This is a genomic window from Rudanella lutea DSM 19387, assembly GCF_000383955.1.
Lineage (GTDB): Bacteria > Bacteroidota > Bacteroidia > Cytophagales > Spirosomataceae > Rudanella > Rudanella lutea.
Window position 1 is genome coordinate 1946254 of the sequence record NZ_KB913013.1, and the last position, 11689, is coordinate 1957942.

At 56.5% G+C, this 11689-nt stretch carries 9 protein-coding genes; all 9 read left to right on the top strand.

Features of this window, described 5'->3' with window-relative positions:
- Positions 1-57 precede the first annotated feature (57 nt).
- The 9 genes from RUDLU_RS29220 (at position 58) to RUDLU_RS0108075 (ending at position 11447) form a co-directional block, all read left to right on the top strand.
- Positions 58-1248, top strand: coding sequence for a zinc metalloprotease (locus RUDLU_RS29220; RefSeq protein WP_083940537.1), 1191 nt, complete (start codon positions 58-60; stop codon positions 1246-1248).
- A complete protein-coding gene (locus tag RUDLU_RS0108040) occupies positions 1245-2456 on the top strand; it encodes a T9SS type A sorting domain-containing protein (protein WP_083940538.1) in 1212 nt (403 codons plus the stop codon). The genes RUDLU_RS29220 and RUDLU_RS0108040 overlap by 4 nt, the downstream gene beginning before the upstream one ends.
- A 104-nt stretch (positions 2457-2560) precedes the next feature.
- Positions 2561-2842, top strand: coding sequence for a helix-turn-helix domain-containing protein (locus tag RUDLU_RS27130; RefSeq protein ID WP_019987854.1), 282 nt, complete (start codon positions 2561-2563; stop codon positions 2840-2842).
- A 69-nt stretch (positions 2843-2911) separates the two neighbouring features.
- The gene (locus tag RUDLU_RS0108050; RefSeq protein ID WP_019987855.1) at positions 2912-4273 is read left to right on the top strand and encodes a Gfo/Idh/MocA family protein; all 1362 of its coding nucleotides are present in this window, start codon (positions 2912-2914) and stop codon (positions 4271-4273) included.
- Positions 4274-4343: 70 nt separating this feature from the next.
- Complete coding sequence (locus RUDLU_RS0108055) at positions 4344-5504, top strand: FG-GAP-like repeat-containing protein (RefSeq protein ID WP_019987856.1); 1161 nt, start codon at positions 4344-4346, stop codon at positions 5502-5504.
- Positions 5505-5716: 212 nt separating this feature from the next.
- Positions 5717-6556: a M23 family metallopeptidase gene (locus RUDLU_RS0108060; RefSeq protein WP_019987857.1), complete on the top strand. Its 840-nt coding sequence runs from the start codon at positions 5717-5719 to the stop codon at positions 6554-6556.
- Positions 6557-6624: 68 nt separating this feature from the next.
- Complete coding sequence (locus RUDLU_RS0108065; protein WP_019987858.1) at positions 6625-8229, top strand: Na+/H+ antiporter; 1605 nt, start codon at positions 6625-6627, stop codon at positions 8227-8229.
- A gap of 82 nt (positions 8230-8311) precedes the next feature.
- Complete coding sequence (locus RUDLU_RS0108070) at positions 8312-10195, top strand: heparinase II/III domain-containing protein (RefSeq protein ID WP_019987859.1); 1884 nt, start codon at positions 8312-8314, stop codon at positions 10193-10195.
- A 61-nt stretch (positions 10196-10256) separates the two neighbouring features.
- On the top strand, positions 10257-11447 hold the full coding sequence (locus tag RUDLU_RS0108075) for a cytochrome-c peroxidase (RefSeq protein WP_019987860.1): 1191 nt from the start codon (positions 10257-10259) through the stop codon (positions 11445-11447).
- The last annotated feature ends 242 nt before the right edge of the window (positions 11448-11689 follow it).

Here is an 11689-nt window from a genome sequence, read left to right on the forward strand (position 1 = left end):
TGAAGCTTTCTTACCTTTTGCTCTGTTTTACACAGTACTCGGTGGCTCAACGAATTTGTGGTAGTACTTTCACTAAGTCAAGCTGAAATTGAAAGGCTTAATAATTTCAATAACTATGTTAACTCCTTTCAGCAATCAGCTCCTACACGTGTCATTCCAAATACACCCATTCTTTTAAACCAACAAGTATCCTCAGAACCTGTCATTCTAATTCCTGTAGTAGTTCATGTTATCCACAATACGGATGCACAGAATATTAGCGATGCGCAAATTCGTTCACAGATAGATGTTTTAAATGAAGATTTTAGAAGAGCGAATTCAGACGCATCACAAACACCTGCAAGATTTGGAACTGCGGACACTCGTATTCAATTTTATCTTGCATGTAAAGATCCAGATGGTAACCCAACAAATGGTATAGAACGGTTCAGAACCTCAGCTATAGGTTTCACTCTAAATAACTTAGACGCAGTGAAACAGGCCGGAGTTGGTCTTCCAGCATGGGATAGCAATAAGTACCTCAATATATGGTCATGCAACTTCATAGATGCTACGTTAGGAGTAGCTACATTTCCAATAAGTTTGGCTAATAGACCTAATTTTGATGGTATTGTGGTAAGATTTAACGCACTTGGTAAGACAGGGAATCTCTTACCAGCTTTCAATCTTGGGCGTACCGCAACCCATGAGGTAGGTCACTGGCTAAACCTAATTCACATCTGGGGAGATGATGACTTAGATAACTATGCTCCGAATGGGGCTTACATAGGTGATATATTAGGAAATGATTGTAATGGGACAGATGAAGTAGCCGACACGCCAAATCAGGCAATTAGTACAAATGGATGCCCAAATGTTGTTGCCGGGTGTACACCTGGGGAACAAGCCATGTTCATGAACTACATGGACTACACTGACGACCGATGCATGAACGCGTTCACATTCGGCCAAAAAATCAGAATGCGAGCCAATTTTGATACTGGTCAGCCCAGAGGTGCCTTTCAAAAACAGGAATATTCTATTAGCGGGCCTGCCATTCTGGGAAGTTATCAGATAAATGGAAATCAGTTATCCGTTGTTTTCCCTGAACGTACCTATACGCTTAACGGAAACCTGCCAGCCGGGGCAGTCACAACGTGGTCGGTTGGGCCGGGCGTTACCCACCTCCTGCCCCCACCTGTTCGGTGCCGGCCAACGCCTGTTATACCATTCAGGTCCAAAAAACGGGTCAGCGGTTGCAGGCGATGAGTGATGGCCGTATTATCCAACAGGGGGCCAACAACCAGAACAACCAAATCTGGCGGGTTGATGACCGGGGCAACGGACGAGTCAGTTTTACGGTACAGGACGGCACCAACCGGGCTATCCGCACCAGCAGCGGCAACTTTGGCGAAGCTCTGAGCTTAAGCACGTATGTTGCCAACGGCCAACAGGACTGGGCGTTGGCCTGTAACCCCGCCGATAACACCCTGTGGCGGATAACGTACCCCAACAACAACCATAACACCTGGGATGTACAGGACTACGGCAATGGGCCCAACCTGCAAATCTGGGGCAACACAACCGAGCCTTTCTATGACTACCGCTCGTTTCGGTTTCAGGCCGTTACCTGCCCTACTACCCCTACCCCACCACCGCCCCCACCCACCGGCACACTCACCTTTCAGACGGTAAGCTACGACTGCAACACGGGCGTGTGGCAGTGGCAATTTACGGGCGGCAATGGTGCCCAAATTGAAACCTGGTGTCCGGGCGCATTTGGCAACCGACTTATTAGTGCCAACAGTTTGCAAACCGTAACGCTGGATGCAAACCTCCGCAACGGCACTACGTTTACCATCACGGCCGTTCAGTCGGGCCAAACGTTTACCTACACGTTTGGGGCTTCGTGCAGTGGCGGAACCACACCCCCACCACCACCCCCATCAGGCGGAGCCTTAACCCTTATTGCGCCCACGTTTAGCTGTTCAACGGGCGACCTCACCATCAACACCTCAGGCGGCAACGGTTCGGCCATCGAATACCAGATTCCGGGGCTTCGTGGCTGGGGAAGCAGCCCCACCATGAACGTACCCACCTGGCAACGTAACGGCACTACGTTTACGTTACAGGCCCGTCAGTCGGGTGTGGAGGCTCCTTCGTATTCGTTTCAAACCAACTGTGGGAGTGCTCGTTTGGCCGCGTCTGTTGCCACCGAACCGGGCGATAGGTTACGCGTTAGCCCCAACCCAAGTACCGGGCAGGCTCGTGTACGCTATAAACTGGCCAATGGAGAGCAGGCAACGTTCACTGTAGAGTCGGCAGCTGGCAAAACTCTGTTTAGCCTGCCTGTTACAGGGACCGAATATGACCAGGAAACAGACATTGATCTGGGTCAGCAGGCAGCCGGGATGTATTTTGTCCGGTTACGAAACCCGACCACCAACGAGGTCGCCAAGCTACTCATTCAGCGTTAGTTGCGTTTGCAACACCATACCGGCACACAAGGCGTAACAAAGAGCGGCATCGGCTCGTTACGCCTTGTGTGCCATTCTCGCTTTCCCACCAACCTATCTTTCGTATGCCCATTCAGACCTTCCCGCAGGCTATAGCCCTTATTGAGCGCATCGACCGGCTCATTCGCCAACGCGCCACCGGCACCCCCGAGCAGATGGCCGAGCGGCTGGGCATTTCGCGCAGCACCTGGTTCAACTACCTCACCGTGCTCAAAAATGACCTCAACTTTCCGGTCGAATACGACCGCGAGCATCAAACCTATTACTACAGCCTGCCGGGGGCGTTTCGGGTGGGGTATGTGGTGGACGAGGAAAGTGTCATTTCGGTCAATGACCTGGCCAATTAACGGGTACATTGGTAGATGCAGACCACTTACCTGTTTTTAGGGTAGCAGACACGTATGCATTCGAAAACCATGAGCCGACGTACTTTCCTGAAAACCACCGCGACCGCAACCCTCGGAGCCGCCCTGATTCCTCAACAACTGTTTGCCGGAATGCCGTACCACCGCCCCGACGACAAACCCGTGCGGCTGGGCTTTATCGGGGTGGGCCAACGGGGCCGCAACCACCTCCGCAACGCGCTTAACTTCCCCAACGTAACTGTTACCGCACTCTGCGATACCGACCCGGCCGCCCTTACCCAAAGCCAGCAGATGCTGACCAAAAACGGTCGCAAAGAAGCCGCCACCTACGGCAAAACCGACCGCGACTTTGAGAACATGGTCAAGCGCGACGACATCGACGGAGTCATTATCTCAACGCCCTGGGAATGGCACGTACCTATGGCACTGGCCACCATGCGGGCGGGCAAATACGCCGGGGTTGAGGTGTCGGCAACGGTGACGTTGCAGGAGTCGTGGGATCTGGTGAACACGTTTGAGAAAACGGGTTCCCACTGCATGATTCTCGAAAACGTGTGTTACCGGCGCGATGTGATGGCCGTGCTCAACATGGTGCGGCAGAATGTGTTTGGAGAGATCAACCACCTGCAATGTGGGTATCAGCACGACCTGCGCGAGGTGAAATTCAACGACGGCACCAAGCCCTACGGCGGAGGGGTGGAGTTTGGCCCCAAAGGCTACTCGGAAGCCCGCTGGCGCACACAGCACTCTGTAGACCGCAACGGCGACCTCTACCCCACGCACGGCCTGGGGCCGGTGGCCGAGATGATCAATATCAACCGGGGCAACCAGTTTTTGTACCTCACCTCGATGGCCTCGCCCGCGCGCGGGCTGCACAAGTACGTGGTGGATAAAGGTGGCCCCGACCACCCCAACGCGAAGGTGAAGTTCAAACTGGGCGACGTGGTGCAGACCATGATCAAATGCGCCAATGGCGAAACCATTCTGATTACACACGATACCAACTCGCCCCGTCCCTACTCACTTGGGTTCCGGGTGCAGGGCACGCAGGGCCTCTGGATGGACGATGGCAACCTCATTTACATTGAAGGCCGTAGCCCCAAAGCCCACCAATGGGAGCCCGACGAAGCCTACATGCAGCAGTACGACCACGCTTACTGGAAAAAAGAAGGCAAACTGGCCGAAGGGGCCGGGCATGGCGGTATGGACCACTTTGTGATGCGCGACTTTATCGATTCGGTTCGGAACCGCACCGCGCCCCCCATCGACGTGTACGATGCAGCCGCCTGGAGCGCCATCAGCCCCCTATCGGAAGAGTCGATTCGGAAGGGCTCAACGGCCGTTGCCATTCCCGACTTCACGCGCGGCAAATGGAAGACACGTAAGCCTGCTTTTGCGTTAGATACCGTATAAACGTCCGTGTAGCTTCTGTAGGCCGGTCAGGGCGACCGGCCTACCTAAAAATACCACAACCCTCAACCGAATGAACGTGAATCGATTAACCCCAGCCCTCTGCCTTGTGGGGCTTTCGCTCCTGACAGCCTCTACCACCCGGCTCAACCCCACGCGGGCACCTGGTGAGCTGAAATTTGCCCGGCATTTTGTGGCCGCCGAAAGCTTCGAATCCGTCGGGATTATCGACGTGAACAAAGACGGCAAACCCGACATTGTTTCGGGCGATTTCTGGTACGAAAACGGCGAAGAACGGAAAAACTCGTTCCGCAAACGGAAGCTCATCGGCGACCAGAAACGCTTTTCGGAGTATTACGACGATTTTTCGACCATTCCGCTCGATGTGGATGGCGACGGCGATCAGGACGTCGTGACGGGGGGCTGGTTTAGCGGAACGTTGCGGTGGCTCGAAAACAATGGTCCCGAGGGCAAGCAGCCCTGGCCCGAACACGAAATTGCGCAGGTCGGCAATGTAGAAACCACCCGCGCCTGGGATGTGGATGGCGACGGTAAAGTGGAGATTGTACCCAACAACCCCGGCAAGCCGCTCAAATACTTTACCCTGCAAAAGCCCAACACGTTCAGGCAGGTGCCGGTAGCGCCCACGCAGGGGCACGGCCTTGGCTTCGGCGACATCAACGGCGACGGTAAAGGCGACTTTATTGTGAGCAACGGCTGGCTCGAAAACATGGGCAACGAGCATTGGGAACTCCGCAAAGAGTTTGACCTCGGTACGGCGAGCGTCCCAATTATCGTAACCGACCTCAACGGCGACAAACTGGCCGACATGATTGTGGGTCAGGGGCATAGCTACGGCCTGCACTGGTACGAGCAGAAACGCACCGGCGGCACACGCACCTGGGTAAAGCACAGCATCGACGAGAAGAACTCACAGTACCACTGCATGGAATGGGCCGACATCGACGGTGATAAACGCCCCGAGCTAATCACGGGCAAGCGGTTCAGGGCCCACAACGATGGCGACCCCGGCTGCTACGACGACGTGGGTCTGTACTATTTTACCTGGGACGGTAAAACCTTTACCAAACACACGGTAGCCTACGGACCAGCCGGGGTGGGCAAAGGCACCGGTATCTACTTTGCCCTCGCCGACCTGCGCGGCACCGGCCGCCCCGACATTGTGGTGGCTGGCAAAGACGGCCTGACGGTATTTTTTAACGAAGGAAAATAAAGAACCGGCTCAGTAAAGAGTGCGGGCCGTCGCTCCGGCGCACCGGTTCAGCAAAGAGTGAGGGCGGTACTGAGTGAAGTTTCATTCCTCTTTCGCTATTTCGCTCTTTCGCTCTTTCATCTTTACCTTTCCCGCCTGCTCAAATTCTGGTGGCTTCGCTAACCCGGAGGGCCGTGCGTGGGTTGATTAATGACGTTTTTAATAATCACCCCATGCGCAGTTATCTCGTTTCCATAGCTTTATCGGGGCTGGCCGTAGCGGCCAATGCCCAAACCAGCACGCCCACCCGCTCGGTGTCGGCAGCGCAGGGTGCCGTAGTCCGGTGGCCGGGCAACTGCCAGCGGTGTAGCTTCGAAAGTCGGGTCTGGAACCCCGTAAACGGCACCTGTTACTACCCCATCGACATGGAGAAAAAAGCAGGCACCTATACTATTTCGCGCCGAACCACCGGGGGCAAACTCGAATCGGCCCGGCTCACGGTCACCGAAAAGCCCTGTCAGCAGGAAGACATCAAGAACTTCAAAAAGATGGAGTACGTGAAGGTCTCGGAGAAAAATCAGGCCCGGCACCGACGCGAAATGGATGAGCTGAACCCTATTTTACTCGCCAAAAACGAAGAACGCCCGCCCGTTTTCGACCTTCCGGTGACTAAACCTACGGCCCAATTACCGGCAGGCAAGGGCTTTGGCGACTGCCGGACATTTGCCGGGCAGCCCGCCGACCGCCATACCGGCACCGACTACGCCGTGAGCGCAGGCACCCCGGTCAGGAGCGTAGGCAACGGCCGGGTTGTACTGGCCGCCAATCACTTTTTCAGCGGCAACTCGGTGTACATCGACCACGGCAATGGCCTGTTGTCGGAGTATTTCCACCTCAAATCGATTGACGTAAAGCCGAACCAAACGGTAACCAAAGGCCAGAAAATCGGTGTTGTGGGCGAAACCGGCCGCACTACCGGCCCCCACCTGCACTTTGGCGCGCGCTGGCATGGTGAAAAAATAAACCCCGGCTACCTGCTCATGGACCCGTCGGATATGCCGCAGGTGCAATAACGAACCGGGGACGCGGGCAAACCGTTTGCCGGAGTATCCGCGTCCCTACACCACAACGCCCCCACTGCATGCAAGAAACGTTACTGCTCTGCCTTTTTTTACTGGTTCTGATTTCGTTGCTGGTTACGCTCGGGCAGCGGCTGCGCATCCCAATGCCCATTTTTCTGGTGCTGAGCGGCCTGCTCATCGGTTTTATTCCAGGCATGCCCCTCGTTGAGGTCGACCCCGAGCTGATTTTCCTCCTTTTTCTGCCTCCACTCCTGTACGAAGCCTCCTGGTTTACCTCCTGGCGGGATTTCTGGCGGTGGCGACGCATCATTGTCACGCTGGCGTTTGGGCTGGTAATCATCACCTCATTTGCGGTTGCCTACGTGTCGAGCATCCTGATTCCGGGCTTTACACTGGCGCTGGGCTTTCTGCTGGGTGGCATTATTTCGCCCCCCGACGCCGTAGCGGCTACTTCGGTGCTACGGGGTGTCAATGTGTCGCGCCGGGTAACGAGCATTCTGGAAGGCGAAAGTCTCATCAACGACGCATCCAGCCTGATTGTATTTCGGTTTGCACTGGCGGCCGTCCTGTCGGGCACGTTTGTGATTCAGCAGGCTGTGGGCAGCTTTTTTGTGGTCACCTTCGGCGGAATCGGGGTGGGGCTGGCGGTGGCTGGCGTGTTGTACCTGATTCACCGGTGGCTCCCGCTGCCGGTACGCATCACCATTTTGCTCACGTTTATGGCCCCGTACATGATGTACCTAAGCGCCGAGCGGTTCCATATGTCGGGGGTGATGGCCGTGGTGAGCGGGGGGCTGTTTCTGTCTAATCAACGGCACGTTATCATGAACCACAGCGCCCGCTTACAGGGCATGTCTATGTGGGCCACCATCGTGTTTGCGCTCAACGGGCTGGTGTTTATCCTGATTGGCCTGCAACTACCCACCATCATCAACGGCCTCGGCCGCGACACCTGGTCGGAGGCCATTGGGTACGCGGTTTTGATTACGCTGCTGCTCATTGTCACGCGGATTGGATCGGCTTTTTTCTTCTCGTCGTTCACGCAGGTAGTTGGCCGGATTCTGCCCCATGCTGTAGCCGACCGGAATCCGGGTTGGCGGGGGCCGGTCATTGTGGGCTGGGCGGGTATGCGCGGAGTGGTATCGCTGGCTTCAGCCTTGTCGATTCCGCTTACCCTCCAGAATGGCGACCCGTTCCCGTACCGTAACCTGATACTGTTTATCACGTTTATCGTGATTCTGATTACGCTTGTTTTTCAGGGTCTTACGCTGCCCCTCATTGTACGCTGGGTACGGTACGAAGACCCCGACGGGGAAATGCCCCACCATAAGCAGGAGTACGCCATTCGGCTCAAACTGCTCGACGCGGCCCTTTGCCGACTTGAAGAACACTACCCACCGGGCGCTACGGGCAACGAACTGCTCGAGAATCTACGCCACCGGATGCAGAACGATCATCACCTGACTACCCGCCACCTGCAATCGATGGATGGCGATCTCGACAAAATAGCCCACTACAACCGAATCGTAACGGATATACTCGACGCCAAACGCCAGAAACTCCGCCAATTGCACCAGAAACAGGAGTTTACCGAGGAGATTATCCGCAAAGAAGAGGCCCGGCTCGACCTCGAAGAAGAGAAACTCGACCACCCGATTCACTAACGGCCGGCCGACGCGTAAACGGGTTGGTCAAACGTCCATTAGTCTTAGGGTAAACACGCCCCGGTTTGTGCCTTTGGTAGGCATGAAAACCACAACCCGACTCGCCCTTTTTGCCTTCCTGCTTTTTCTGGTATCGACGCTTAGCCGCGCCCAGACCGACACCGTCCGGACCAACGCCAAACTGCCCGACCACCCGCGTTTGCTATTGCTGAAAGGCGAGGAAAAAGCCCTGCTCAAATCCATTCAGGCCGACCCGGTCTGGACCAAAGCGCACGGGGCTATTCTGGCCGAGTGCGACCGCATGCAGAGCCTGCCCCCCGTTGAACGTATTCAGATTGGTCGGCGGCTGCTCGACAAGTCACGCGAGGCCCTGCGCCGGATCTTCTTTTTGTCGTATGCCTACCGGCTGACGGGGCAGAAACCCTACCTCGACCGGGCCGAGCGCGAACTGCTCGCGGTGTCGGGGTTCAGCGACTGGAACCCCTCGCATTTTCTCGACGTCGCCGAGATGACTATGGCCGTAGCCATTGGTTACGATTGGCTTTACAATGACCTGTCGGAGACGGCCCGGACGCAAATCCGCGAGGCCATTCAGAAAAAAGGCATTGAGCCTTCCCTCGAAAAGAAAAATAACAGCTGGCTGACGGCTACGCACAACTGGAATCAGGTTTGCAACGCCGGCATTACGTTTGGCGCGTTGGCCGTGTACGAAAACAACCCTGAGCAGGGGCGCATGCTGGTGAACCGCGCCGTTCGGACGGTGGTGCGCGCCATGGCCGACTACGCCCCCGACGGTGCCTACCCCGAAGGCTACGGCTACTGGGGCTACGGCACCACGTTTAACGTACTCCTGATCAGCGCTCTCGAACGCGTTTTCCGCAGCGATTTTGGATTATCCCGCCAGCCGGGTTTCATGCAAACGGCCGATTACCTCCTGCACATGACAGGCCCCTCGGGAGCCTCGTTCAATTATTCCGATGCTGGCCGTGGGGGTGGTGTTCAACCGGCCATGTTCTGGTTTTCGCAGAAGCGCAACGACCCCTCGCTCCTGTGGGTTGAGCGCACCCACCTGACCGCCGACCCTAAACCGATGCTCGGCGACCGGATTCTGCCCGCCATGATGGTCTGGGGGAAAGGCGTAAAAATAAACCGGATTACCCCGCCAGCCGCTACCCTGTGGGCAGGCAGTGGCAAAAACCCGGTGGCCCTGTTCCGGTCGTCGTGGCAAGACCCCAAAGCCGTGTATGTGGGCATGAAAGGCGGTTCGCCCTCGGTCAACCACGCCCACATGGATGCAGGCTCGTTTGTGCTCGAAGCCAACGGCGTGCGCTGGGGCATGGACCTGGGGATGCAGGATTACAACTCGCTCGAATCGAAGGGGCTGAACATTTGGGGTAAAGACCAGAACGCCCAACGCTGGCAGGTATTTCGGTACCGCAATGAGGTACACAGCACGCTGACAATCAACAACGAGCTGCAACGGGTAAACGGAAACGCCCCCCTGACAAGCTATGCCAGCACACCCGCTTTCCAGAACGCGACCACCGACCTGAGCACGGTGTACCAAGGGACCCTCAAAACAGCCCGCCGGGGCATTGGGCTTATGGCGGGTAACTACGTAGTGGTGCGCGACGAGCTGGAAGTGGCAACCCAACCGGCCACCGTACGTTGGTCGCTGCTGACACCGGCCGAGGTAAAAATTACAGGGCCCAACACAGCCGAGCTGCGGAAAGATGGCCAAACGCTCACCCTGCGCGTGCAGGAACCCGCCCAGGTGACCATGAAAACCTGGAGCACCACCCCGCCCAATTCGTACGATGCCCCCAACCCCGGCTCGTCGGTGGTGGGTTTTGAGGTGCAGATGCCCGCCGGGTCAACCGGTGCGCTCACGGTCTTGCTCATTCCCGAAGGAGCCAATGTACCGGCCACCCCAACCCCGGCCCTGAGCAGTTGGCCACGTAAATAAATCCGTCGTGCGAGCACACGTTGGCGGGAACAGTCCGGCTTTTTAACCCGTGTTTTTCGGCATGAAACGTCATAAACGCATTCTTCTCGGCATAGCGGGGCTCGCTTTTGGGACCTCGGTGGTTCTGAGCTGCCAGTCGGAGCGGCAGGAACGGCTGAGCCGACGAGAGCCGCCCGACGACATATCGGTGCTGGAAGCCCTGCCGTTGCGCGTACCCGAACCCACCGACAACCCCGGTACACCCGCCAAAATTGAACTGGGCCGGATGCTTTTTTACGATCCGATTCTGTCGGGAGGGCGGGATGTGGCCTGTGCCACCTGCCACCACCCCGACTTTGGGTACGCTGAGTTTTTGCCGGTTTCGATCGGGGTCAATGGGGAGGGAACGGGCAGCAAGCGACACTTCCGCGAGCCCAACACCATTCCGTTGGTGAAACGAAACTCGCAGTCGGTGCTCAATGCGGCTTTCAACGGGCTGACCCACGAAAACCCCGTCGGGGCCGATCAGGCACCCATGTTCTGGGACTTACGGGCCAGCAGTCTCGAAAAACAGGCCCTCGAGCCCATCAAAGCGTTTGAAGAAATGCGGGGCCATACCTACGCCAAAGAGGTGGCCCCCGATAGCGTGGTGGCCCGGCTCCGGCGCATTGGCGAGTATCGACGCCTGTTTGGACAGGCTTTTGCCGGACCCGAGCCGGTCACGGTACCGAATCTGGCGCGGGCGTTGGCCGCCTACGAACGGACGCTGGTTGCGAATAACTCCCGCTTTGATCAGTTTATGCGGGGCGACAAATCGGCCCTCTCGCAAACCGAGCAGGAAGGGCTGGCGCTGTTTCTGAAATCGGGCTGCTCTAAGTGCCACAACGGCCCCATGCTGTCGGATTTCAAGTTGCATACCCTCGGCGTGGCCGATTACGCGGCCCTGCCCGAATTCGATGCCGGGCCGGATAACCGGTACGCGTTTCGGACACCCACGCTCCGCAACCTGAGCCGCACGGCACCGTATATGCACAACGGCACCCTCCCCGACTTGCCCAAAGTGCTGATGTTTTACGAAGATCTGTCGGGCACTACCATTGCTAACCCGCGCGTGCAGGCCGAGCAGCTCGACCCGCTCACCAAACACCTGCGGGTGCAATTTCGCGACATCAACACGATCATTGAGTTTCTGAATACCCTCAACGATGACTCCTTCGACCGGACCATTCCGAAGCGCGTACCGAGTGGTTTGCGCGTCGGCGGGAATTTATAATTGGTTTAGGGTTTTGAGTTTATCGTTTTTGGAGCACGCCGATAACGCTTTTACAATGGCAGGCGGATAACGCTAATTTAACGTGGATTATGCATAATGGCTGACGCCAGGGCCTTCGACAGGCTCAGGCTGACTGGGGACTCTCAAGCCAAATGTCAGCCTGAGCCTGTCGAAGGCCCTAGAGCCAGTAATCATTTGTTAAACAGCTATTTGCACCAAAAATTATTTATAAATCACGCTAA

What these genes read in the sequence shown, in the direction of transcription:
- RUDLU_RS0108055 (WP_019987856.1), top strand. Translation starts at nt 4,344, where the DNA reads ATGAACGTGAATCGATTAACCCCAGCCCTCTGCCTTGTGGGGCTTTCG.
- RUDLU_RS0108050 (WP_019987855.1), top strand. Translation starts at nt 2,912, where the DNA reads ATGAGCCGACGTACTTTCCTGAAAACCACCGCGACCGCAACCCTCGGA.
- RUDLU_RS0108060 (WP_019987857.1), top strand. Translation starts at nt 5,717, where the DNA reads ATGCGCAGTTATCTCGTTTCCATAGCTTTATCGGGGCTGGCCGTAGCG.
- RUDLU_RS0108070 (WP_019987859.1), top strand. Translation starts at nt 8,312, where the DNA reads ATGAAAACCACAACCCGACTCGCCCTTTTTGCCTTCCTGCTTTTTCTG.
- RUDLU_RS0108065 (WP_019987858.1), top strand. Translation starts at nt 6,625, where the DNA reads ATGCAAGAAACGTTACTGCTCTGCCTTTTTTTACTGGTTCTGATTTCG.
- RUDLU_RS27130 (WP_019987854.1), top strand. Translation starts at nt 2,561, where the DNA reads ATGCCCATTCAGACCTTCCCGCAGGCTATAGCCCTTATTGAGCGCATC.
- RUDLU_RS0108075 (WP_019987860.1), top strand. Translation starts at nt 10,257, where the DNA reads ATGAAACGTCATAAACGCATTCTTCTCGGCATAGCGGGGCTCGCTTTT.
- RUDLU_RS0108040 (WP_083940538.1), top strand. Translation starts at nt 1,245, where the DNA reads ATGAGTGATGGCCGTATTATCCAACAGGGGGCCAACAACCAGAACAAC.